At 68.4% G+C, this 23974-nt stretch carries 23 protein-coding genes; 12 read left to right on the top strand and 11 right to left on the bottom strand.

The features are described 5' to 3' along the window. Positions 1-43 precede the first annotated feature (43 nt). Complete coding sequence (locus ACYQ78_RS14750) at positions 44-2257, top strand: FUSC family protein (protein ID WP_459801381.1); 2214 nt, start codon at positions 44-46, stop codon at positions 2255-2257. Here ACYQ78_RS14750 and ACYQ78_RS14755 read toward each other — a convergent pair. The 4 genes from ACYQ78_RS14755 to ACYQ78_RS14770 are packed head-to-tail and all read right to left on the bottom strand — an operon-like array spanning position 2254 to position 5102. Next, the gene (locus ACYQ78_RS14755; RefSeq protein WP_459801382.1) at positions 2254-2766 is read right to left on the bottom strand and encodes a CAP family protein; all 513 of its coding nucleotides are present in this window, start codon (positions 2764-2766) and stop codon (positions 2254-2256) included. The two genes, ACYQ78_RS14750 and ACYQ78_RS14755, sit on opposite strands and share 4 nt — an antisense overlap. A gap of 39 nt (positions 2767-2805) precedes the next feature. Beyond that, positions 2806-3297, bottom strand: a complete 492-nt coding sequence (locus ACYQ78_RS14760; RefSeq protein WP_459801383.1) for a CAP domain-containing protein — start codon at positions 3295-3297, stop codon at positions 2806-2808. A 36-nt stretch (positions 3298-3333) separates the two neighbouring features. Next, positions 3334-4770 carry a multicopper oxidase family protein gene (locus tag ACYQ78_RS14765; protein ID WP_459801384.1) on the bottom strand — a complete coding sequence of 479 codons (1437 nt, stop codon included), beginning with the start codon at positions 4768-4770 and terminating at the stop codon, positions 3334-3336. Continuing rightward, the gene (locus ACYQ78_RS14770) at positions 4752-5102 is read right to left on the bottom strand and encodes a hypothetical protein (protein WP_459801385.1); all 351 of its coding nucleotides are present in this window, start codon (positions 5100-5102) and stop codon (positions 4752-4754) included. Before ACYQ78_RS14770 ends, ACYQ78_RS14765 begins: the two co-directional genes overlap by 19 nt. A 112-nt stretch (positions 5103-5214) precedes the next feature. Here ACYQ78_RS14770 and ACYQ78_RS14775 point away from each other — a divergent pair, with 112 nt between their 5' ends. Continuing rightward, positions 5215-6321 (top strand): sensor histidine kinase, encoded by a 1107-nt coding sequence (locus tag ACYQ78_RS14775; protein WP_459801386.1) that lies wholly within the window; start codon positions 5215-5217, stop codon positions 6319-6321. Then, positions 6318-6974: a response regulator gene (locus ACYQ78_RS14780; RefSeq protein WP_459801387.1), complete on the top strand. Its 657-nt coding sequence runs from the start codon at positions 6318-6320 to the stop codon at positions 6972-6974. The genes ACYQ78_RS14775 and ACYQ78_RS14780 overlap by 4 nt, the downstream gene beginning before the upstream one ends. Here the strand turns inward: ACYQ78_RS14780 and ACYQ78_RS14785 are convergent. From ACYQ78_RS14785 to ACYQ78_RS14795, 3 genes are all read right to left on the bottom strand, one after another. Beyond that, positions 6961-9111, bottom strand: coding sequence for an MMPL family transporter (locus ACYQ78_RS14785; RefSeq protein ID WP_459801388.1), 2151 nt, complete (start codon positions 9109-9111; stop codon positions 6961-6963). The two genes, ACYQ78_RS14780 and ACYQ78_RS14785, sit on opposite strands and share 14 nt — an antisense overlap. Before the next feature lie 12 nt (positions 9112-9123). Next, a complete protein-coding gene (locus ACYQ78_RS14790) occupies positions 9124-9669 on the bottom strand; it encodes a TetR/AcrR family transcriptional regulator (protein ID WP_459801389.1) in 546 nt (181 codons plus the stop codon). A gap of 61 nt (positions 9670-9730) precedes the next feature. Beyond that, on the bottom strand, positions 9731-10564 hold the full coding sequence (locus tag ACYQ78_RS14795; RefSeq protein ID WP_459801390.1) for an alpha/beta hydrolase: 834 nt from the start codon (positions 10562-10564) through the stop codon (positions 9731-9733). Between the two features lie 75 nt (positions 10565-10639). On the opposite strand from ACYQ78_RS14795, the gene ACYQ78_RS14800 reads away from it, so the two are divergent. Then, on the top strand, positions 10640-11191 hold the full coding sequence (locus tag ACYQ78_RS14800; protein WP_459801391.1) for a GNAT family N-acetyltransferase: 552 nt from the start codon (positions 10640-10642) through the stop codon (positions 11189-11191). 23 nt (positions 11192-11214) lie between these two features. On the opposite strand, the gene ACYQ78_RS14805 is transcribed toward ACYQ78_RS14800, so the two are convergent. Then, positions 11215-12348 carry a glutathione-independent formaldehyde dehydrogenase gene (locus ACYQ78_RS14805; protein WP_459801392.1) on the bottom strand — a complete coding sequence of 378 codons (1134 nt, stop codon included), beginning with the start codon at positions 12346-12348 and terminating at the stop codon, positions 11215-11217. A gap of 157 nt (positions 12349-12505) precedes the next feature. Here ACYQ78_RS14805 and ACYQ78_RS14810 point away from each other — a divergent pair, with 157 nt between their 5' ends. From ACYQ78_RS14810 to ACYQ78_RS14820, 3 genes are read left to right on the top strand one after another with little or no spacing between them, the layout of a single operon-like run. Next, a complete protein-coding gene (locus ACYQ78_RS14810; protein ID WP_459801393.1) occupies positions 12506-13888 on the top strand; it encodes a serine hydrolase domain-containing protein in 1383 nt (460 codons plus the stop codon). Between the two features lie 9 nt (positions 13889-13897). Next, on the top strand, positions 13898-14554 hold the full coding sequence (locus ACYQ78_RS14815) for a response regulator (protein ID WP_459801394.1): 657 nt from the start codon (positions 13898-13900) through the stop codon (positions 14552-14554). 4 nt (positions 14555-14558) lie between these two features. Further along, positions 14559-16046 (top strand): sensor histidine kinase, encoded by a 1488-nt coding sequence (locus ACYQ78_RS14820; protein ID WP_459801395.1) that lies wholly within the window; start codon positions 14559-14561, stop codon positions 16044-16046. Between the two features lie 55 nt (positions 16047-16101). On the opposite strand, the gene ACYQ78_RS14825 is transcribed toward ACYQ78_RS14820, so the two are convergent. After that, a complete protein-coding gene (locus ACYQ78_RS14825) occupies positions 16102-16524 on the bottom strand; it encodes a hypothetical protein (protein ID WP_459801396.1) in 423 nt (140 codons plus the stop codon). Between the two features lie 168 nt (positions 16525-16692). Here ACYQ78_RS14825 and ACYQ78_RS14830 point away from each other — a divergent pair, with 168 nt between their 5' ends. Then, the gene (locus ACYQ78_RS14830; RefSeq protein WP_459801397.1) at positions 16693-16950 is read left to right on the top strand and encodes a DUF6343 family protein; all 258 of its coding nucleotides are present in this window, start codon (positions 16693-16695) and stop codon (positions 16948-16950) included. Here ACYQ78_RS14830 and ACYQ78_RS14835 read toward each other — a convergent pair. Further along, a complete protein-coding gene (locus tag ACYQ78_RS14835; RefSeq protein ID WP_459801398.1) occupies positions 16943-17569 on the bottom strand; it encodes a winged helix-turn-helix transcriptional regulator in 627 nt (208 codons plus the stop codon). The genes ACYQ78_RS14830 and ACYQ78_RS14835 overlap by 8 nt on opposite strands. A 68-nt stretch (positions 17570-17637) precedes the next feature. Here ACYQ78_RS14835 and ACYQ78_RS14840 point away from each other — a divergent pair, with 68 nt between their 5' ends. The 4 genes from ACYQ78_RS14840 to ACYQ78_RS14855 are packed head-to-tail and all read left to right on the top strand — an operon-like array spanning position 17638 to position 21309. Next, positions 17638-18009 carry a VOC family protein gene (locus ACYQ78_RS14840; RefSeq protein ID WP_459801399.1) on the top strand — a complete coding sequence of 124 codons (372 nt, stop codon included), beginning with the start codon at positions 17638-17640 and terminating at the stop codon, positions 18007-18009. Between the two features lie 39 nt (positions 18010-18048). After that, entirely contained in the window at positions 18049-18468 is a 420-nt protein-coding gene (locus tag ACYQ78_RS14845; RefSeq protein ID WP_459801400.1) for a hypothetical protein, read from the top strand. A 41-nt stretch (positions 18469-18509) separates the two neighbouring features. After that, a complete protein-coding gene (locus ACYQ78_RS14850; RefSeq protein ID WP_459801401.1) occupies positions 18510-19085 on the top strand; it encodes a TetR/AcrR family transcriptional regulator in 576 nt (191 codons plus the stop codon). A 58-nt stretch (positions 19086-19143) separates the two neighbouring features. Further along, entirely contained in the window at positions 19144-21309 is a 2166-nt protein-coding gene (locus ACYQ78_RS14855; protein ID WP_459801402.1) for an FtsX-like permease family protein, read from the top strand. 528 nt (positions 21310-21837) lie between these two features. Here ACYQ78_RS14855 and ACYQ78_RS14860 read toward each other — a convergent pair. After that, entirely contained in the window at positions 21838-23859 is a 2022-nt protein-coding gene (locus ACYQ78_RS14860; RefSeq protein WP_459801403.1) for an NACHT domain-containing protein, read from the bottom strand. Positions 23860-23974: the final 115 nt, after the last annotated feature.

The following is a 23974-nucleotide window of genomic DNA, read 5'->3' on the forward strand; positions in this document are numbered from 1 at the left end:
AAGGCCCGCTTCGAACAGTCCCTGACGTCGCAGAATGCGCGATATGGGGTGGTTGAGAGATCGGGATCCGGATTTCACCACGGTGCGCAGGGCCGCCCGTGCGGCGGTGGTCATGCCGGTCGTGTTCGCGTTCGCCGATCTGGTCGTCGGCAACGCGGGGATGTCGATGTTCGCCTCGTTCGGCTCGTTCGCGATGCTGCTGTACGTCGACTTCGGCGGGTCGATCCGCGACCGGGTGATCGCGCAGTTCTGGCTGGTGCTCGCCGGGACGGTGCTGATCATCGTGGGCACCCTGGCCGCCCAGACGATGGTGGCGGCGGTGCTGACGACGGTCGCGGTGGTGTTCCTGGTCCTGTTCTCCGGCGTGGTCAGCTCGGTGCTGGCGGGGGCGTCGACCGCCTTGCTGGTGTCGTACATCCTGCCGGTGACGATCCCGGTGCCCCTGTCGGAGCTCGACGACCGGCTCTACGGCTGGTGGCTGGCGGGGGTGGCGTCGATGGCGGCGATCGCACTGCTGTGGCCCGCGCCGGTGCGCGACCCGCTGCGGCCGAAGATCACGAAGGCTCTCACGCTGCTGGCCGAGCGGATCAGGCTGGAGGTCGCGTGCGTCTCGGGCGGGCTGCCGCTGAGCGAGAACCCGCCGCTCCGCGCGCTCGCCGAGCAGGGCGACGAGGCGGTCCGGGACCTCAAGGACACCTTCTGGAGCACCCCCTACCGCCCCGCCGGGCTGACCACGACGGGCCGCGCCGAGGTGCGGCTGGCCGGTCAGGTGACCTGGCTGCACTCCCTGCTGGAGCGGGAGCCCTTCGAGGGCGGGCCCGGCCCGGTCGACCCGGCGGTCTGCGAGGTCGAGACCGCCGCCGCGCAGGTCCTCGAACGGTCGGCCACCCTGCTCGACTCGGCCGGTCGCGACGACCGGCTCGCCGGGGAGACCCGGCGCCTCCACTGGGCCAGGCTGGCGATGGAACGCGAGGTCACCACCGCGCGGGTGCCCGGCGACCCGGCCGCCTTCGTGGCCTCGCTCGAACCGTCGTTCCGGGCCCAGGAGATCAGTTTCGCCATCTCCGAGATCGCGGCGAACGTCGAGATCGCGGTGGCCGCCGAGGCCAGGTCGTGGCGCGACCGGCTGCTCGGCCACCAGCCCGGCGGGCTGTCGACCCGCCTGACCTCGGCCCGCGCCCGCGTCGCCGCCCACACCGACCCGCATTCGGTGTGGCTGCGCAACAGCATCAGGGGCGCCATCGCGCTCAGCCTGTCGGTGCTGGTCGCGACCGTGATCGGGGTGGAGCACTCGTTCTGGGTGGTGCTCGGGGCCATGGTCGTACTGCGCTCCAACGCGGTCACCACCGGGCAGAGCGCGCTGCGGGCCCTGGCCGGCACGACCATCGGGTTCGGGATCGGCGCGTTCGTCCTGTGGGCCGTCCACGGCCACGCGGTCTTCCTGTGGATCCTGCTGCCGATCTCGATCCTCATCGCCGGGCTCGCGCCGACCGTGATCACCTTCATGGCCGGTCAGGCGGGGTTCACGGTCCTTCTCCTGATCCTGTACGAGATCATCGCGCCCGCCGGCTGGAGGACCGGCCTGATCCGGCTGGAGGACCTCGCGGTCGGCTGCGCGGTGAGCCTGCTGGCCGGGGCGCTGTTCTGGCCCCGCGGCGCCCGCGCGGCGCTGGGCCGGGCGCTCGACGAGGCGTTCACCGACACCTCGCGCTACTTCCGGGGCGCCGTCGACTTCGGCGTCACCCGCTGCGACCTCACCACGCCCTCGGCCTACCCGGCCGACGACCGCGTGCAGGCTTTGGGCGCGCTGCAACGGCTCGACGACGCCTTCCGCGGCTACCTGGCCGAGCGCGGCACCAAGATCCTTCACCTGTCGGAGGCGTCCCGGCTCGTGGTCAGCGTGACCGTGCTGCAGTACGGCGCCGAGGCCATCGTCGACCTGTGGAAAGGGGAGAAGGGCATGACCGACCGCGATCGCGAGGCCGCCCGGACGGAGATCTTCACGGTGGCCGATCCGGTGGTGTCGTGGTTCGAGGAGGCCGGCAGGTCGCTCGGCCGGGAGGGCCCGCGCCCCGATCCGCTCCCCTACGACCAGGCCGCCGAGGCCCGCCTCATCGCCGCGGTGAGCCGCGACCTCAGCGACGACGACGGCAGGGCGACGGCGACCGGGGTCAGGATCGTGTGGACCGCCCACCACGTCGACGCCGTCCGCCGGTTGGCGGACGGGGTCGCCGAGGTGCTCGCCGAGATCCGTTAGGAGACGGGCCGGCCCACGTTCTGCGGGAACTGGCCGAGCCAGTTGCCCGGCGGGGTGTAGCGGGCGACGACGAACTTCGACGCCCTCGGGAAGATCGTGTTCGCCGGGCACGACCCGACCGCGACGGCCAGGTTCGTGCTGCTCTTCCAGACGACCTGGGTGAAGTGACCCGTGGCGCCCGAGAAGCCGGGGTTGTTGTAGTCGTAGAGCCTGGCCTCGTCCATCCAGGCCTTCACCGCGTCACGGACGATCGTGGCGTCGTCGGCGACCTTGGTCGAGGCGTAGAGGTTCTCGCCGTAGGCGCCGTTCGGCTGGGAGTGCTGGAACCGGCACTGGTTGGCCCACGTCTGGGTGGCGGGCAGGATGGCCGGGTTCCAGGTCAGCGGAGCGGCGCCATATTGCGCACGGGCCGTGTTGTGGCTGGCCAGCGCGGCGTCCTTGACGGTCTCGGCGAAAGCCGGGGCCGGGATGACGGCCAGGGCCGCCGCGACCACGAGGTATTTGATCATGCGATCAGTCGTAGTCGCGGGGCTCCGGGCGATCAATCATCAAAGGGCGGCTTTGACCGCCTCCTGGCCCGGGGTGTACCGCGCGACCACGAACTTGGTCGGTGAGCCGAAGATCGCACCGGCCGGGCAGTCGGCGATCGAGACGGCCATCCGCCCGGTCTTGGCGCCGATCGTCTGGGTGTAGTGGCTGACCTCGCGGGAGTAGCGGTGGTTGCGCGCGTCGAACTTCATGGCCTCGGTCGCCCACGCGACCACGGCGTCACGCAGGACGGTGGCGTCGTCGTCCTGGGCGGTGGTGACGTACAGGTTCTCGCCGTAGCGGTTGCCGTGGTCGGAGGGGGTGAACGAGCAGGTGCGCGCGTGCGCCTTGGTCTCCTCGCGGAGCTCCGCGTCCCATTCGACCGGGCCGGCGCCGTAGAAGGCGCGGGCCTCGTTGTGCAGGCTGGTCGCCGTGTACGGCACGGTGTCGGCGGTGGCGGGGAGCGCCGGGGCCAGGGCAGCGGCGGCGGCGATGACGAGGTATTTGATCACCACTCAATGTGATCGAAGTGACTATCCGTGATCAACCTAGACAACGTCAAAGTCCGCCATCATGGCCATGTCCTCGTGTTCAAGATTGTGGCAATGCAGCATGTATCGCCCTCGGTGCCCGTCGAACCGCACGGCGACCTCGACGGTCTCGTAGGGCCGCACGTCCACGGTGTCCTTCCAGCCCTGCTCCTCCCGGCCGAGAACCTTGAAGCGGCCCAGGTGCACGTGGACGGGATGGTGGAAGTCGCTGACGAACCGCCAGATCTCGGTCGTGCCCAGGCGGGGCGCGGCCATGGAGTACCCCGGGGTGTAGGGGCGGCCGTTGATCGTCCAGGTGCGGTCGGTGACGCGGAAGTCGAAGGTCCGGCGGGCGACGGGGTTGTCCACAGGCTGTGGACGCGCGAGCTCGCCGGGCACCCGGCTGTCGTCCTTCGCCCGGCGGGTCACGGTGAAGCGCATGACGTCGCCGCCGAGCAGGTCGGTCAGGGTGACGTGGGAGCCGACCGGATAGCGGGCGAAGTCGACGATCACGTCATAGCGCTCGCCGGGGGCGATGGTGATCGTCTCCCGGTCGAGCGGGCGTTCCAGCAGGCCCTGGTCACTGCCGATCTGGGTGAACGAGCCACCCGGGCGCAGCGCCAGTTGGTAGCGGCGGGCGTTCGAGGCGTTCAGCAGCCGCAGCCGATATCTCACCGCCTCCACTTCCCTGTACGGCCACGGCACCCCGTTGACCAGCACGACATCCCCCTCGACGCCTTCCATGAACTCGGGCCGCACCCCGTGGCGCAGCAGCAGCGAGGGATCGAGCGCCGGATAGCGGAACGACCCGTCGGCCTCGAACGACCGGTCGCAGATCATCAGCGGCAGCTCCCGGTCGCCCTCCGGCAGGCCGAGCCGCGCCTCCTCGTCGTCCCTGACCAGGAAGAACCCGGCCAGACCCTGGTAGACCTGCGGGCCGGTGAAGTCCATCCGGTGGTCGTGGTACCAGAGCGTGGCGGCCGGCTGGTCGAGCGGGTAGAGGTAGTCCCTCTGCCGGTCGTGCAGGGTGAACCCCTCGTGGTGGTGCGGCCGGGTCGAGCCGACGACCAGGTCGGTCGGGTGGCCGTCGGAGTCGGCCGGGGTGACGCCGCCGTGCAGGTGGGTCGAGGTCGGCACGGCCAGCTCGTTGCGGACGGTCACCACGGTTCGTTCGCCTCTTCTGAGGTCGAAGGTCGGGCCGGGGAAGGTGCCGTCGTAACCCCAGATCTCCGTGGTGGTCCCCGGGATGATCTCGACCTTGGCGGGGCGCTGGGTGACGACGTACCGGCCGGGACTTTGCGGTGTGGCCGTTCGGGGGACGGCCAGCGGCCGGGTGAACTTCGGCGGGAGCGGGAGCCTGCTCCCCATGCGCTCGCCGGAGATCTCGGCGCCGCACCCGGCCACCAGCAGCAGCCCGAGGAAACCGCGCCGGGAGATCATCGGGTCACCCGCCACAGCAGCAGCGTCATGACCGCCGAGCCGCCGAAGATCGCCATGCCGAGCGGGAAGTGCACCGCCAGATCACGCGACATCCCCACCCAGATCTGCACCGACTCGGCCACGACCAGCGCGACCGCCGCCCACAGCGGCCACACCACCCGGCGGCGCCGCCAGAACAGGAAGGCTGTCCCGAGCAGGACGTAGCTCAGCGAGTGGGTCACCCCGGCGTTGCCCTCGTGCAGGTCGAGCATGTCGACGTCGCCGGTCACGAACAGCCCGGCCAGCAGCGCCTGGCCGAGCACCCCCGCCAGATGCAGCGCCGAGGTGATCCTCAGAGTCCATCTCATGGACGGTCATGCTGGTCCGCCGCGGCCTGCGGATCGTCAGGCCGCAGATGGGTCTGCGATGTACATCCCGGGATGTACGCCCCTCGACCGGTTCTGACCTACCGTGACAGACGTGTTGCCCTGGAAGAACGACACCGTGCTCGCCCTGCTCGTGCTCACCCTGGGCGTGGGCGGGACCTACGGCCGGATGTCCAGCTCCGGGCTGGTCGAGCGGCCGATCGACACCCTCGGCCTGACGCTCATCCTCGTCTCGTCGGCGGCGCTGGTCTGGCGCCGCCGCGCTCCCCTGGCGGCCGGGGCGGTGGCCGTGGAGTGCGCGGTCATCTACTACGGCCTGCAGTATCCGGGGGTGTTCGCCGCCGCGCCCGCCCTGATCACCGTCTACACCGCCGCCAGCATGGGCCGCCGCAGGCTGGCGATCGCGCTGGCCGTGGTGCTGGCCGCCGGGATCAGCGTCATCGTCGGACTGTCGGCCACCGACCCGGAACCGGGCGGGCTGAGCCTGCTGAGCGGCTGGCTGGTGGCGGTCTTCGTGCTGGGCGAGGTCACCCGGAGCCGCCGCGCCTATCTGAACGAGGTGGAACACCGGGCGGCCGAGGCCGAGCGCACCAAGGAGGAGGCGGCGCTGCGCCGGGCGGGCGAGGAGCGCCTGTGGATCGCGCAGGAACTCCACGACGCGCTGACCCACACGATCTCGGTGATCAACGTGCAGACCTCGGTGGCGCTGGAGATGCTCGACCGCGACCCAGCGCAGACCCGGTCGTCGCTGCTGGCGATCAAGGAGTCGGGCCACGAGGCGATGAGCGAACTCCGGTCGACCCTGGGCGTGCTGCGCCAGCCGGAAAGCCCTTCGGCCGGTCTCGACCGGCTGCCCGCGCTGGTCGAACGCGCCGAGGCGGTCGGCCTGTCGGTGCGGTCGACGGTGACGGGGGAGCCGGTCGCGTTGCGGCCGGAGAGTGACCGGGCGGCGTACCGGATAGCGCAGGAGGCCTTCACCAACGTGCTGCGGCACGCGGGCCCCGCCACGATCACGCTGACTGTTTCACATGAAACCAGCAGGGTGGTGCTGATGATCGCCGACGACGGCACCCCCGGCGACGCCGAACCCGGCATGGGCCTGATCGGCATGCGCGAACGCGCCGTGGCCGTGGGCGGCTCACTGGAAGCCGGCCCGCAGGCTCAGGGCGGTTTTCTGGTACGAGCGGAGCTCCCCCGATGATCCGGGTCCTGCTGGCCGACGACCAGCCGCTGATCAGGGCCGGTTTCCGCGCTCTGCTGGAACTCTCCGACGACATCACCGTCGTGGGGGAGGCGGGGAACGGTGGCGAGGCCCTGGAGCTGTGCCGTTCCCTGAAGCCCGACGTGGCGCTCCTCGACGTGCGGATGCCCCTGATGGACGGCATCCAGGCCACCCGCAAGATCGGCGCCGACCCCTCGCTCGATTCCGTGCGGGTGGTCATCCTCACCAACTACGCCCTCGACGAATACGTCTTCGCCGCGTTGCGGGCGGGCGCGAGCGGCTTCCTGGTGAAGGACATCGAGCCCGCCGAGCTGACCCGGTCGGTGCGGGTGGCCGCCGGGGGAGACGCGCTGCTCTCCCCCGCCGTGACCCGGCGTCTCATCGAGGAGTACGTCGCCACCCCGCCCCGCCCGACCCCCGCCCCCGGCCTGGCCAGACTGACCGACCGGGAGCGGGAGGTGCTGCGGCTGGTGGCGACCGGCATGTCCAACGAGGAGATCGCCACTCATCTCGTCATCTCCTACGCCACCGTGAAGACCCACGTGAGCCGGATCATGGCCAAACTCCTGGCCAGAGACCGCGCCCAGCTGGTGGTGCAGGCCTATGAAAGCGGCCTGGTCAGACCGGGGTAGCCTCCCGCTCCAGGGGGGCCTGCGAGAGGTGGTGACGCAGCTTCTCGCCCTCGACGTCGAGGTCGGGAAGGATCTTGTCGAGCCAGCGGGGGAGCCACCAGGCGGCCTTGCCCAGCATCGACATGACGGCCGGCACGAGCACCATCCGCACCACGAACGCGTCGATCAGCACGCCGATCGCCAGCGCGAAGCCCATCGACTTGATGATCGGGTCTTCCATGAACACGAACCCGCCGAAGACCGAGGTCATGATCAGGGCGGCGGCGGTGACGACGCGGGCGTTGTGGCCCATGCCGTTGATCGTGGCCTGCTGCGGGGTGTCGCCGTGCACGAAGTCCTCGCGCATGCGGGAGACGAGGAACACCTCGTAGTCCATCGCGAGGCCGAACAGGATGCCGATCAGCAGGATCGGCAGGAAGCTGACCAGCGGCCCCGGCTGGTCGACGCCGAGCAGGCCGGCCAGGTGGCCCTCCTGGAAGATCGCCACGGTGATGCCGAACGTCGACCCGACCGTCAGCAGGAACCCGAGGGCGGCCTTGATCGGCACCAGGATCGACCGGAAGACCAGCATCAGCAGCAGCACCGACAGGCCCACGACGAGCAGCAGGTAGATCGGCATCGCCTCGCCGAGCTTGTCGGAGACGTCGATGCCGAGCGCGGTCGCGCCGGTCACCGCGATGTCGGCGCCCGCGATGGTGGCGAGCTTGGCCCGGATGTCGTGCACGGCCTGCTCGGTCTCGGCCGAGGTCGGGCCGTTCTTGGGGATGATCGCGACGAGCGCGGTGGTGCCGTCGGCGTTCGGCTGCGGCGGCGTGGCCGCGAGCACACCCGGCACCTGCATGATCATTCCAGCCGCCTGGCCGGCGATCGCGGTGGTGGTGGCGGCGTCCTTGGTGGTGACCACGGCGATCAGCCGCGAGTTGAAGCCCTCGCCGAAGCCCTCGCTGGTCAGGTCGTAGGCGGCCCGCGCGGGGCTGCCCGGCTTGGCCGAACCGGTGTCGGGCAGCGCCAGCCGCAGGTCCTGGGCGGGCAGCGCGAGCACGCCCAGCACGGCGATGCCGATGACCAGGATCGGGATGCGCAGCTTGGTGACGAACCGGCCCCAGGTGTAGCCGAAGCCCTCCTTCACGACGCCCTCGCCGTTGCGCACCTTGCGCGGCAGCACCTTGGCGCCGGTGAAGGCGAGGATCGCGGGCAGCAGCGTGATCGCGACGAACACGGCGACCGCGACGGTCCCGGCGGCGGCCAGACCCATGATCGTCAGGAACGGGATGCCCGCCACGAACAATCCAGCGAGGGCGATCACGACGGTGGCGCCGGCGAACACGACGGCCGAACCGGCGGTCCCGGTGGCCCGGCCCGCGGCCTCTTCTGGGGCGAGCCCCTCGGTGAGGAACTGGCGGTAGCGCGAGGTGATGAAGAGCGAGTAGTCGATGCCGACCGCCAGACCCAGCATCAGGGCGAGGACGGGGGTGACCGAGGTGAGCTCGACGGCGCCGCTGAGTGCGTACAGACCACCCATGCCGACGCCCACGCCGACCAGCGCGTTGAGCAGCGTCATCCCGGCCGCGACCAGCGAGCCGAGCGTGATGATCAGCACCACGGCGGCGATGAGCACGCCGATGGCCTCCGAACCGCCGACCTCGGGCGGGGCCCGCAGCACGTCACCGCCGTGCTCGATCTGCATCCCGGTGACTCCGTCGCCGACCTTCAGGTAGGCGTCGCGGGTCGCGGTGGCGAGGTTCTCGGCCGACTCGGCGAACTGCACGGTGATCAGGGCGTAGCGGCCGTCGGGGGAGATCGACTTGGCCTGGAACGGGTCGATCGCGGCGACGACGCCGGGGACCGACGCGGCCTCCTTGACCACCGGCGCCACGGCGGCCGGGTCGAGCTTGGCGCCCTCGGGGGCCGCGATCACGATGGTGCCGGTGGCACCGCTGGCCTGGGGGAAGTCACGGGCCAGGGAGTCGAGCGCCCGCTGCGACTCGGTGCCGGGCATGCTGAACTTTTCGCTCGACGGCCCCATGAACAGGGCCGCGCAGACACCCATGAGAGCGAGCAGCAGCACCCAGACGGCCACCACCCGCCCCCGGTTGCGGAAGGAGAACCGGCCGAGCCGGTAGAGCAAGGTCGCCATGAAAGCTCTCTTCTAAGAGGACAGGCCGAGCGTGCGGAACGCTCCATCGGTCAGTTCCGAACGCATGGTCTCGTCGGGGATCGAGACCCCCCGGGCCGTCGTCAGGAAGATCCCCAGCAACGCCATCCAGCCCGCCACCCTGGGCTCCTGTTCGGGCACGCGCCCGACGAGCGCGTCGACGAGTGACTCGGTCACGTCGTCGACGCAGGGCAGATCGGGGTGGTCGAGCATGGTGTCGACGTCGAGCAGCAGGATCTTGACCTGGCGGCGGAAGCGCAGCGACATGTCGACCACACCGGCGATGGCGGTCCTCGCCGCCACCTCGCCGGAGAGGGGCGCCAGCCGCTCGAGCAGCGTCTCGAACTCCTGCCCTACGGGGGCGAAGAGCTCGCTGAGGATCGCGTCCTTGTTCGTGAAGTGATAGAGCAAGGACGCTTTCGAGCAGCCCACATCCGACGCGATGTCCTGCAACGACGTGCCCCGGAAGCCGTGCGCGGCGAACAGGCGCAGGGCGGCTTCGAGGATGTCGGCACGCATCGAGGTGGCGGATCGGGTCACACCACCACGATAACTGACCGATCGGACAGACCTGTCCGATCGGTCAGTAAGTTAACGCGGTCTACACAAAGCGCTGCACGAAGTTCAGCGCGGTGTCGGCGACCTCACGCCAGCCCGAGTCGATGGTGAGCGAGTGCCCACGGCCGGGGACCTCGATGATCTCGGTGACGTGGTGCTCGTTCTTGTGCTGGATCTTGTACGACGCATTGGCGATCGCCCACGGCACCGTGTGATCCTTCTCACCCGAGATGATCAGCAGCGGCCCCCGGTTCTCGGCGTGGCTGTCGACCTTGACCTCGCTCCACGGGTTGAAGTTGGCGACGGCCGCCTGGAACAGCGGCGCCCCCGGAGCCGCGACGGCGAACTCGTCGAACAGCTCGCGGGCCTCCTCTTCGGTGACGGCGTTGGCGAAGGCGTACCGGAACTGCTCATAGGTCAGCGGCACGGCCCGGTGGCGGTTCGCCGGGTTGCCCAGCACCGGCGAGCCCGCCCGCAGCGTCGAGAACGGCAGCGGCAGCACGCCCTGGAACGGCGCCGGGTCGATCGCCACCGACGCGGCCGACAGCCCGCGCCCGGCCAGGATCTGGGTGAGCAGCCCGCCGAAGGAGTGCCCGACGACGACGGGCTTGCGGTCGAGCTTGCCGATCAGATCGGCGAAGTGGTCGGCGACCTGCCCGACGGTCTTGTTCGCGAACACCTCGGGGTGCTCGCGCGCCTCCTCGACGGTGTGCGGGTCGTCCGGCCAGCCGGCCGTGACCGGCGCGAACCCGGCTTCCTCGAAGACGGCCGCCCATCTGTCCCAGCTACTCGGCAGGAGCCACAGGCCGTGGACGAATACCGCCGGGATCTTGCCGGTGGCGTTGGCCTGCTGGACGAGTTCGAGATCGTGGCTCATGAGATCCTCCTTGAAAAAGCCGCAGTACCGTACATACCACCTGCGGATTTCTCGGACATGACGTGAGGGCCCCTCATGGACGAACCGATCCTGACCCCGCTGTCCCCCGACGACCTCGACGCCCACCTGACGGGCGAAGACGACCAGCTGATCCGCTGGTACACCGGCGGCCCCTCGACCCGCGAAGCCACCGCGGACTACCTCCACCACTGCATGACCCAATGGAAGATTCACGGCCCGCTGCGCGCTTTCGGCATCCGCGTGAACGGCGTCCTGGCCGGAACCCTCGATCTCCGCTTCGGCGCCGACGAGGTCAACATCGCCTACGGCCTCTATCCGGCGTGGCGCGGCAAGGGCCTGGCCACGCGTTCCGTTCTCCTCGCCTGCCGGTACGCGTTCTCCGAGGGCGCACTGCTGCTAGTGATCAAGGTGGAGCCCGGGAACACGGCGTCGTCGGCCGTGGCCGTGCGGGCAGGCTTCGCCCACACGGGAACGGTCGTCGAAGACGGCACCGTGTTCACCCGCTACGTCTTGGCCCGTGACGGCGCGGCACCGGGAGCGGCCGGTTGGCGCCGAGCGCGAAGCGGGCCGGAGGCGGCGGGCGGTGCCGGCCAGGCGGAGCCGTAACGGAAAATGAGCCTTCTGCCTGTTCAGGGGTGGAGGACCACCTTGGTCCAGCCCTCGTCGCGGGCGTCGAAGTGGCGGTAACCCTCGGGCCCCTCGGAGAGCGGCAGTTCGTGCGAGACGATGAACGACGGCGTCGCCCTGCCGGTGTGGATGAGGTTCCGCAGCCGCCGGTTGTACGCCTTCACGTTCGCCTGCCCCGTCCCCATCGACTGGCCCTTGAACCAGAAGTGCCCCATGTCGAACGGGATCTTCCCGGCCCGCGCCGCCTCGTCGGCGTTCCCGGGGTCGTCGGGCAGGAACAGCCCGACCACGCCGATGCCCCCGGTGGGCCGCACCGACATGACCACGCTGTTCAGCGCCGCGTCGGACTTCTCCCCACCCTGTGGATCGTGCGCCTGGTAGCCGACGCACTCACACCCCCGGTCGGCCCCCTCGCCGTCGGTGAGATCGAGGATCTGCTCGACCGCCGACCCCGTGGAGTCGTCGATCGGAATGCACCCGATCTTCTCGGCGACCTTCAGCCGATCGGCCTGCCGGTCGACGACCATGACCTTGCTCGCCCCCTTGAGCAGCGCGGAGTAGGCCGCCATCTGCCCGACGGGCCCGGCGCCGTACACGACGCACGATTCGCCCGGACGCAACCCCGCCAGCTCGGTCGCGTGCCACCCGGTGGGGAAGATGTCCGACAACATGACGTAGTCGTTCTCCTTCTCCCTGGCGTCGTCGGGCAGCCGCAGGCAGTTGAAGTCGCCGTACGGCACCCGCAGGAACTCGGCCTGCCCCCCTTCGTAGGGCCCCATGCCGGCGTAGCCGTAGGCGGCCCCCGCCACGCCCGGGTTGACGGTCAGGCAGAAGCCGGTGAACCCGGCCTCACAGTTCTTGCAGTGCCCGCAGGCGATGTTGAACGGCAGGCACACCATGTCGCCCACCGTGATCCGATCGACCGCCGACCCGACCTCGACGACCTCACCGAGGTTCTCGTGCCCGAGCACACGCCCGGTCTCCATGCTGGTGCGGCCTTCGTACATGTGCAGGTCAGAGCCGCAGATGTTCGCGGTGGTGACCCGCACCAGGACGTCGGTCGGGCGTTCTATCCGGGCGTCGGGAACGTCTTCGACGACGACTTCCCGGGGGCCCTCGTACACGAGCGCCTTCATGATCACACCTCCGTCGCTTCGTCCTGTCGGAGGCGCGGTTCCCGGGATAAGCGGACAATTACCTCATAAGCGACAAAAGTTCACCTGACGAAAGTCAGATGAGGTCCTTCCGATCGTCGGCAGAGCGGCCGCCCCACCGGCTCCTAGCGTTCCTCACATGCGAAAAGTCGCGGCGATCGCCGCTCTGACCGGTGTCCTGCTCACGGCGGGACCCGCGAGCGCCGGGACCGGCGAACTGACCTCGGCGGCGATCGACGCCTATGTGCGCGGCTACATCGAGCGCACCCACCTGCCCGGTGCCCTGGTCGCGGTCACCAAGGGCGATCAGGTCGTCCACACCGCGGGATACGGCCACACGGCGGATGGCGAGGCCATCACGAAGGACACCCCGATGCCGCTGGCGTCGCTGTCCAAGTCGTTCACGGCACTGGCCGTGCTGCGGACGGGGATCGACATCGACGCGCCCGTCCAGAAATACCTGCCGGAGTTCACCATGGCCGACCCCCGGGCCGGCCGGATCACCGTACGCGACCTGCTCAACCAGACCTCCGGCATGAGCGACCAGACCTTCCCCGAGCTCACGCTCCCCGCTCCGGACACGCTCAAGGACGCCGTCGCCATGCTGCGCACGGCCTCCCTGACCACCGACCCCGGCACGAAGGAGACCTACCACAACCCCAACTACGCGGTCGCGGCCCGGCTGGTCGAGGTGGTGACCGGCGTGCCGTTCGCCGACCACATGGCCGCCACCGTCTTCGGCCCGCTCGGTATGACGTCCACCAGAACGGTGAACACCACCCGGGACCTGCCGGGCGCGGGCGAGGGCTACATCCGCGCGTACGGGCAGCTCATCAGGCGTTCCCACCCGAAATGGTTCGTCAACGGCTCGTTCGGCGTCGTCAGCACCGCCGCCGACATGGCCAAGTGGCTGATCGCCCAGAACGGCTCCGACGCGACGATCGAGATGACGCACACCCCCTCCGGTGTCGGCGGCAGCGACTACGCCATGGGCTGGAAGACCGGAAAGACCGCAGGGGGCGCGCCCCAGATCCGGCACACCGGCTGGCTGCTCACCCACAACTCCGCGCAGACCCTCCTGCCCGCGAGCGGATACGGCATCGCCGTCGTCACCAACACCGGGATGATCTCCGGCGACGACTCCATGATCATCACCGACGCCCTGGTCGACCTCCTCGAAGGCCGCCCCGACGAAGGTGCCGTCCCCTTCAGCACGACGGTGGACCCCTGGCTGGCCGCCCTGACGCTGCTCAATCTCGGTCTCGGCGTCCTCGGCGTCCTCCGGGCCCGCCGCTGGGCCGGCCGCTCGTTGTGGCGCCTGATCCCTTACGCCCTGCCGATCGCGTTCTTCGCCGGTCTCGCCCACGTGATGGGCTTCCTGCTGAACCGGGTGGGCACGATGGACCAGATCACTTACGGCTGGCTCGCGCTCTACGTCTGGGCCGCCACCGGTGCGCTGGCCGCCGCCGCCGTGGTGGTCGCCCGGCTCGTCCACACCAGTAGCCTGGGACGCCCCCGATAGGAGCGCGCGATGATCCGGGTGTTGCTGGCAGACGACGAGGCACTGATGCGGGCCGGGCTGGCCGCCATCCTCGGCACGGCCGGCGACATCGAGGTCGTCGCGGAGGCGGGCGACGGTCGCCAGGCCGTCGACCTGGCCCTTCGGCACCGCCCGGACCTCTGCCTGCTCGACATCCGGATGCCCGTCCTCGACGGCCTCCGGGCGGCGGCGGAACTCCGCCGGGTCCTCCCCGAGGTCGCCGTCGTGATGCTCACGACCTTCTCCGAAGACGAACACGTCACCGGAGCGCTCGCCAACGGCGCGTCCGGCTTCCTGCTCAAGTCGGGCGACCCTCGCGAACTGATCAGCGGCGTCCGCGCCGTGGCCGAAGGCGGCGCCTATCTCTCCCCCGCCATCGCGCGACGCGTCATCGCCCGCCTCGGCACCGGACCGCTCGGGCGACAGGCCGCGGCGAACGCCCGGGTGGCGGAGCTGACCGTCCGCGAACGCGACGTCCTCGCCCTGGTGGGCGCGGGCCTGTCGAACGCCGAGATCGCCGGCCGCCTGCACCTGGTCGAGGGCACGGTCAAGGGATACGTCAGCCAGATCCTCGCCCGTCTCGACCTCAGGAACCGCGTCCAGGCCGCGATCCTCGCCTACGAGGCCGGGCTCGTTCCCGAACAATAGGGACATGCGGTTCTCCCGTCTGTTCGACGTCGGACTGTGGCTGGTGACGTGCGCCCCTCCGGTCGTGGCGGCGACCTCCCTGCACGGCCGCGAGGTGATCACGGCCGCGGTGAGCGTCCCGCTGCTCGGCGCCGCCGTGGCGGTGAGCCGGAAACGCCCGCTCACGGCACTGGCCGTGCCGGTGGCGCTGAGCCTGCTCCAGGACGTGCAGATGTTCACGCCCGTCTACTGGACGACGCTGGTGATCTTCGCTTACCTGGCCGGTCACCGGACGATGGACTCCCGCCCGGCCCTGTGGTTCTTCGCCGGCGTCGCGGTGACCGGACTGCCGCTGTCGGCGCTCGTCCTCCGCGACCTGTGGGGCTGGCCGACGCAGTTGCTGACGCTCCTGCTCACCGTCGGCCTCCCCTGGCTGGCCGGCCGTTACCGCAGGCAATATGCGGAACTCGTCGGTACGGGCTGGCGCCTGGCCGCCCGGCTGGAACACGAGCAGCGCGCCGTCGCCGACCGCGCCCGCATCCGCGAACGGGCCCGCATCGCCGGCGACATGCACGACTCCCTCGGCCACGAACTGACCCTGATCGCGCTACGCGCCGGCGTCCTGGAACTCGACCCCGCGCTGGACCCCCGGCAGCGCGCCGCCATCGGCGAACTGAGACAGGCCGCCGGAACCGCGACCGAACGCCTCCGCGACATCATCGGCGTCCTGCGCACCGACGACGAAGAACCGATCTCGCCGGACGAGACCGCCGAGTCCCTCGTCGCCCGCGCCCGCGACTCCGGCATGACCGTCACCCTCGAACGCGTCGGCGACCCGGACGGCCTGCCTCCCATGGTCGGTCTCGCCGTCCACCGCCTGCTCCAGGAAGCCCTGACCAACGCCGCCAAACACGCCCCGGGCGCCACCGTCCACGCCCGGCTCACCCGGAACGAGACGACCGTGCGCCTGGCCGTGCTCAACTCCCCTGCGGCGACGGCATCCCTGCCCGGCGTCGCCTCGGGCGGCTCCGGTCTATTGGGCCTGGGGGAGCGGGTCCGACTCGCGGGCGGCACCCTGCGCACCGGCCCGACCCCCGACGGTGGCTTCGAACTCGTCGCCGACCTGCCCGCCGTCGACGGCGCGCCCCCACGGCCGAGCACCTCCACCACGGAACTGGGCCGGGCCCGGCGCCAGGTGCGACGCCGCCTGCTGCACACCGTCGTGGTCCCGCTGGCGGTCCTGGCCGGGATCGTCCTGCTCACGATCCCCATCAGCATGGTCACCGCGTCGTTCTCGGTCCTGGACCAGGTCGCGTACGACCGCCTGAAGGTGGGCGCCCCGGCCACCGGCCTGCCCGCCTTCACCAGAGACGGCCCCCCGGACGACGCACCACCCGAGTCCCAGGGCCAGAACTGCGTGTACTACAGCACGAAATCGGCCTCCTCCAACGCCTATCGGCTCTGCTTCACCGACGAGCGTCTCGTCTCCAAAACCGTCGTCGGACACGAGTGAGGGCCCGGACCATGAAAGGTCCGGACCCTCAGACGATCAGCACCCCGTCTGACGATTAACGGAAGTGCCAGCCACCCCAGCCGAACGAGCTGCCGTGACCGTAGCCGCCGCGGACGCGGAAGTCGTCGACGTTCTTGCCGAAGACGATGTGCTTGCTGAAGAAGTCGTCCGTCTTGTAGCGCTTGTAGTGCGACCAGCGGCCGTTGTCCTTGTACCAGACGTCGAAGAAAGCGAAGTCGCGGTCGTCGTCGTCACGGTCCCAGAAGCGGATGTCGAGCCAGTAGCGGCCGCTCTTCTTGCCCCACCGGTAGTCGAAGCGCCCGTCGCCCCGCTCGAACCGGTCCCAGCTGGAGCCCGCCGGGGAAGCCGAGACCGTGGTCGCCGACGCCGATGCCGCTGCGGCCGGGACGACGGCAACCCCCGTGGCCACGACACCGGCCAGGACGGTTCCGAGGAGCAGCTTGCCAACCTTCTGCACTTTTTCCTCCGTTTGAGTCGCTGTCCGGAAACCCCTGATGTGTTGCGTTTTCCGGACGACGCAAACGCTAGGTCGGAGCCCCAGGCCCCCTCTGCGCATAACTACGCACAAGCCGCTGAGCACGTATTACTGCACATAAGCCAGCCCAGCCGGGAAAGGGGGAGGCGTATGAGAAACGTTCGCGACAAGTTCTGGGACACCGTCTCGCCCACGTCGGAGCGACCGGAAAGCCCGCTCACCCTGCGCATCGCCCTGGCCGCCTTCGGCCTGATCGTCTGCGCGGCCCTGGCCGTCGTGGCCTTCCTCGCCGGAGTCCTGGCCCTGGGCATCATCCTGGCCGTCCTCGCGTTGATCGCGGTCGTCGACCTGGTCGCGGTGATCCGCCGCCGCCACAAGCGCGGCAACCGCCACTCGTTGTTCAGCTGACGCGCAAGAGCGCGCGCAGAGCCACCGGATCACCGGTGACGACGGCCCTCCCGTCGGCGACGGCCGCGTCGAGCAGGGCCGAATCGTCGAGCAGCGCGTTGAGGGTCTTCGGGTCGGTACGCAGGCCCGCCTCCGCTTCGTCGGATTCGCCGGGTTCGACCCGCACCCGGCCGTCTTCGGCCCGGACGGTCCACACGCGGTCGCCGAGCTCGATGCGGCAGGTGATCGCGGCCGCGGGCCTGGCGGCGCCCCGCAGATAGAGCATGACCGAGGTGGCGCTGAGAGTCGTCGGCTCGGGCGGCAGTGGAAGGCCGATGCCCCACCCGCCCAGAGCGAGCACGATCGGCTCCAGCTCGCGGCCTCGTGCGGTCAGTTCGTACACCCACGAACTCGCCGGTGCCGGCAGCCTGCGGCGGCGAAGAACATCCCGCCCCTCCAGCTCGCGAAGCCGGTCGGAGAGCAGGTTCGAACTCGCTCCGGGAAGCGCCCGGCGCAACTCGGTGAACCGCTGCGGCCCGAGGAGCAGTTCCCGGACCACCAGCAGCGCCCACCGTTCCCCGACGGCGTCGAGGGCCCGCGCGATCCCACAGGCATCCCCATAGCTCCGGCTCGTTGGCACGGCACCCCTCGTTGGCTAGGTTGTTAACAAAGACTAGCAAGTTGTTATTAACAACCAAGGAGTCGACCATGGGACAGCCAGTCGTCCACTTCGAGATCATCGGCACCGACCCCGCGAAGCTCCACGAGTTCTACCGCGAGCTGTTCGACTGGAACTTCCAACTGGGCGACACGATCAGCCGGAACATCTCCCAGCCCGGCCTGTACGGCTTCGTCAACACCGGCCCCACCGATCTCAACGGCGGCGTCGGCGGCGGCCCCGGTCACCGGCCTCACGTCGTCTTCTACGTGGGCGTCCCGGATGTGGAAACCGCCCTCCGGAAGGCCGAATCCCTCGGCGGAACCCGCCAGATGGGCCCCGACGGCACCCCCGGCACCTTGGTGGTGGGCCACTTCACCGACCCCGAGGGCAACCTGATCGGCGTCGCCGGCGCACGTTAGGGATTGAATTTTTTATCCACCTGTATAACTATTACTCACATGGATAACAAAGTACTGCTGCACCTCCAGCGCATCCGGACCCTGTTCATCGGAATGGCGGTGGTGTCAGTGGCCACCTTGATCACCGCCGCCGCACTGCGGAACCACCCCGACCTGGTCAACTGGGTGGTGTGGATCCGCAGCGCCGCCGTGGCCGCCGCCTCGCTCTGGCTGATCGCGCTGGCCGGACAGGCGATCAGAGGCAAGCGCTCGGCCTACGTGAGGATCAGGACCATCTCGATCCTCGGCACCATCGGCATCGTCCTGATCTGCGTGGCCCCCGACAGCGGCTACCCGCTGTGGATGAAGTTCGACCAGGGCCTCATCGGCCTCCTGCTGGCCGGAGTAGCGATCCTGGCCACCCGGCACGCCGTCCGAGCCGCGTTCCCGAGCCCCCGCCGGCCTGGCAAACTGACCTGACCAGGCTCGGCGGGAGGGCCACCGAAGCGGAAAGGCCCACCATGCCCGCACCGGTCGACCGAGCCAGCGCGACCCAGGCCCGCAGAGACCAGATCGTGCAGGCCACGATCGAGGTCCTGGCAGAGCGCGGCTTCACGGGAACGAGCTTCGAAGCGATCTGCGGCCACGCGGGCCTGAGCAGCAAACGCCTGATCTCCTACCACTTCGCCACCAAAGACGACCTGCTGGCAGCCGTCCTGACGAAGGTGCTCACCGATGCGGCGGCGTACATGCACCCGAAGATCGTGACCGCAGAGAGCTCCCGCGAGAAGCTGGCGACCTACATCCGCACCAACGTGGAGTTCATCGCCGCCAACCCCGCCCACATACGCGCGGTCCAGCAGATCGCCTTCAACACCCAGCCGACAGGTGCCGGAAACCCAGCCCTGGCCCTACTGGCCCAACTGTTCGACCAGGGCCGCGAAGCAGGCGAGTTCCGCGCCTTCGACCCCCACCTCATGGCCATGACAGTCCGCGCGACCATCGACGCCGTAGCCGACCGCCTGGTCACCGGCCTCGAACCCGTCGCCGCCGCCGAAGAACTGGTCACCACCTTCGACCTGGCCACGCGAAGCTGACGCGCCCTTGCGGGACAACCCCCTGTCCCGGCGATTCCCCGGCGGCCACGCTGAGACCGTGTGGCACTGGATCCTGCTCGACGCGCGCGCCCGCCGGCGATCTCTCCTGGTCCTCGTCCTGATGGTCGCGGTGACCTGCACGGTCGTCGTAGCCGTCCTGTCAGGCGCCCATCGCGGCGCGTCGGCGGGCGATCGGCTGGAGGAGGCCACGACTCCCGCCACGGCGCTGGTCCAGCCGAACCAGACCGGCTTCGACTGGTCCGCCGTGGCGCGCCTGCCCGGCGTCGCGGCCGTCTACCCCTTCCGCCTGACCACGCTCTCCTCAGAGGGACCGTCGATCGGCTACCCACCGGAGCACGAGATCGGCGTGGTCGAACACCCGGTGCTGATCGAAGGCCGCGAACCGACATCCGCGGACGAGACGTGGGCCTCACCCGAGTTCCTCGCCGCCAACGGCCTGACGATCGGTAGCCAGGTCACCGTCCACGTGGGACCGGACAAGATCCCCCAGCCGTTACGCGTGGTCGGCGCCGCCAGAAGCCCGCTCATGCTCATGTATCCGGAACTCCGCGTCACCCCGGCCTTCGCCGCCAGGTACGCCCACATCGAAACCGACGTACCCGTCAACGCGGCCATCCGGCTCACCGGCGGCGCAGCCGCCCTCCCCGCCTTCCGAGAGAACTTCGCCGTTCTCACCAACCGAACGGACATCGAGATCCTCGACCTGGCCGCCATCCTGCGGCACACCGAAGACGCGGCCGCCTTCGAAGCAGTCGTCCTCGCCGCGCTCGGCGGCACCGCGCTACTGGCGGGCCTGCTGTTCACCGCACAGTTGGCCGGACGCCACGCAGCAGGCTCGGCGCCCCAAATCCGGACCCTACGAGTCCTGGGAATGTCGTCCCGCCAAGCTCAGGTCGCCTTCTCCGCCGCCCCGGTCGCCGCATCGGCCGCCGGAACCCTGCTCGGGATCGCCGCCGCACTCCCCCTGTCGCTGCTCTTCCCCCTAGGCGGAGCAGCAGCCTTGGAACCCGACCCGGGAGTGTACGCCGACTGGCCCGTCTACCCAGCGGTCGCCGCCCCAGTGCTGCTCGCGGCGGCCTTGGGCGCGATCATCCGCCCCGGCGAAGGCCGCAGAGCGCACCGATCAACACTGGCCCGGCTGGCCGACCGCGCAAGAGCGCCGGTTCCCGTCGTGTACGGCATGCGACTGGCCTTCGAGCCGGTCAGACCCGCCCTGGCCGGAGTGATCGCGGGCGTCGCCGGAGTGATCGGAGCCCTGACCTTCCAGGCCGGCGCCCTGGACGCCGCCGACGACCCACGACGGTTCGGCCAGACCTTCGAACTGGCCACGATGACCGGCCTCGACAGCGAGGAGTGGCCGACGTCCCCCGCCGACGCGTGGACGGCGAACGACGCCGTCACCGGGGTGAACGATACGTACATGGGAGTGCTCTCCACCGGAGACGTCTCGATCCCGGTCTTCAGCTACGCCCCGCTGGCCGGCAAAGCACTGCCCACCGCATTACTGGCAGGCCACATGCCCACCGACGAGACCGAGATCGCCCTGGCCCCAAGAACCGCCGCCGCGCTGGGCGACCCCGACGTGGTGGCCGGACTGCGAGTAACGGGCCACGTACTCGTACCGAAGGCCCCGCACAACGACTACGACGACGGCGCGTGGGTGACCAAGCCCGGCTTCGACCGACTCTTCCCAGGCGGCGGCTTCACCTTCCACTTCATCCTGGCATCCGTGCGCCCCGGCACCGACCCGGCCCAGCTGGGCGGCGACCCGATCGACGAACCCCAACGCCAGACCTCGATCCGGAACGTGGTCATACTCCCCGGCCTACTGGGCGTCTTCCTCAGCCTCCTCGCCGCAGGAGCCACCGAATACACATCCGGCTCGACGGTACGACGCAACGCCCGCGACTTCGCAGCCCTCCGGGTATTGGGCCTGACACCTGCACAAGCCCACCTGACCGTCCTATCCCAGGCACTCGCCCTAGCGGTGGCGGGCCTGGTCGCGGGAGTCCCGCTGGGGATCGCACTCGGCCGGATGACGTGGCGGGTGGTCGCCGACCTGACACCGGTCGCGTACGTCCCTCCCACGGTCCCGTCGCCGACCCTCATCCCGGCCGTCGTGGCGGTCGCGATGGTGCTGGCCTGGCTACCAGCCAGACGTGCAGGCCGACTGCCTCTCGGGGCCACATTGAGAACCGAGTAAATCCTCGTACGACGGATGGCCGACCAGGCGAAGCCGTAACAGAAAAGGCAAGAAACTCGACCCGAGCGAAGCGAGGCCTCTCAGGGAGCGCGAGGGGCGGAGCCCTTCGGAAAGAGCGAAGCTACCGGGAGCGACAGCGACCAAAGGACGCGAAGCGGCCAGGGGGAGCGCGAGGGGCAAAGCCCTCTCGTATCGGGGATCGTCCCCCCGTATAAACGACGAAGGAGACCATGGAAAAGGTGCCCGAAGGGCACCAACCACAGGTCTCCTACTCTCCGAGTGGGGCTACCAGGACTTGAACCTGGGACCTCGTCCTTATCAGGCAAGGCGGGTGGAGTCGAGATCAGGGGCAATACCTGCTCTCACCTGCACGGATAGTCCATGGGCTTCCACGGCGGTCCACCGGCTTCCGGGTCGATTGTCACCCAGTTAGACACCCGGCGAGGGGGCGGTTCTCCCTTGGTCCGGGCTTGTGCTCGCTCGTTCTGCGATTCCCGGTCGCACGGGCGGCAACAACCTGGTGCGTTGTCACTTTGCGGCCCTATGCTGACGTGCCAGGTACTCCTGAACTTCTCTGTGACGGAACTGGTAAAAAGTTCCGGAACGACGCAGCAGACCGACCTGGTGACAATCGTCAAGAAAGCGGGCGAGTCGCCATGGAAGCGGATTCTTGCTCAGCCGTGTACTACATGCGAGAAGAATGACATAACGCACGGCTTTGCACCCGAACGTCAATCCGGCCACCAGGCCGAAGGTCACGCCAGCCACGCTTCCCAACGCGATGCCGAGCGGGCTTCCGAATTTGGCTCCGATGGATACGCCGAAGACAAGACCGAGGGAGACACCGACCAAAACGGTAACTGCGGCGCTGAAGGTCAGTTCATTACGGATACCGCTTCGGGGGGTTAGATCATAAGGAACCTTACGTCGACGTTGATAGCCAACCAGGTCGAATAGGCTCCCGATCGATATCCACAGGACCACTGATGAGAGGGCCGTCATCAGTACGACGGGAATCAGTCCGGCGGAGCCGACAGTGACTATCCCGAAGAGAAATCCAAGCCCTAGGCTGGCCAAAATGGCAGGATAGGAAACGGCCGCGCGCTGCGGCCATGCCTGCCAGAACACGAAGGCGAGGGATCCGAGGATCGATGGACCGCCAAAAAACGGGGCGACTACCCGACCGACCGGACCATACATCAGCGCAACCTGATTGCCGACAAAAAGGACCAGAGCCAGCAGGAGAGCGTTTATATAAAGAGGACGTCGTCCGCCAGAGAGCGGCCACAGCTCTAGCGGGGCGATGTCGACGTCCGGCAGAGATCTCCCGCGGATTATTAATTCGCTTTGAGAGTTACGGTCGAGATAGGCCGCGATAGTCGCCAGATAATCTCGAACGCGATTGGCGGCAATGCCGGCGACTTTCCTTTCATCGCCCACAACTGCCGGAATGTAGTCCGTGATCAGATGATCGCGGATTTTCTCTTCCGAGTCCATTTCCGGGCCGACCAGCTCGGACGGGTTTCCTCCACTACCGTCTCCATAACGGGAACTGTAGACGGTGGACGCGAGCACAAGCCTCCAGGGGGTGCTGAGCGCAGCGGCAAGAGGGCGACCGGGTTTCATCACGTCGAAAACCGGTCGCCAAATGCTCACATCCGAGGCACGAGCCCTTAAGAATCTCTTCGCTTCTGCTGGGTCCACAGGGAGGAGTTCGGCGTGGATCGCATCCTTAACAGAGGTATTCGATTCACGCAGCCTGGCATATCGGTCGGTTCGGCAGGTCGCTATCAACTTCCCTTTGTAGCGACCATCAACGTAGGCATTAAAGGCGTTGATCGCGTACGTAATTCTACGTATACTTTGACGGTCGTCACGGTCGTCACGGTCCATCTCGTCTAATGCATCAAATACGGGGATGATCATCCCCGCACGAACGAGCCTCCATGCAGCGGTCTTTGATAATCGATACTCTTGCGTTATGAATCCCACCACCCATTTGGATACCGCATCAGCGACCGGATGACGGATGTCAAGATCGGCTGCAGGAATCAAAATAGGTACGGGCTCATTCTCAGAGGGCTTGTTGATCCATTTCAGGATTACATCCATGGCAAGTACTGTTTTCCCCGAACCACCCGCTCCGGTGATCACCATCCGATGCGGCTCATTGTCGAGGTAATAGCGAATAACATCTTCCCAGAGAATATTTTTTCGAGAAGGCCTAGAACTCTTACTACCCTGCAATTCCGAGTTAATCCGACAATGGATGTCGATGGCCCGAGTTTCGCCTCCGAGAGCATGGCGCCTTGACTGCGCCAGTTGATATTTGATCTCCTCCCTAAGGTCGTTGGCGACATCCTTGACGTTGAAGTTTCGCTTGGATTGGTATATCTGGGAAGCAGTGAGCCCGACTGAAAGCAGGGCAAATATCGCCGAAATCGGATCAAATGATCCAGATTCGGTCGTCCGCAAAACATAGATAACGACTGCTGCGATCAGAGCAACCACAGCGCCGATGCCCAATGCACTGCCCCATATGCGCCTCATGCTCATGCAAGCTACCGGCCAGATGTCCGCTGCGTATCGGAAATGCCTGGGCAGGTTGACATCATTCCTCCAGGCTGTGACCGATTTATTACCTTTGACACTTATTTACTTTTTG

The organism is Herbidospora sp. RD11066, assembly GCF_054661255.1.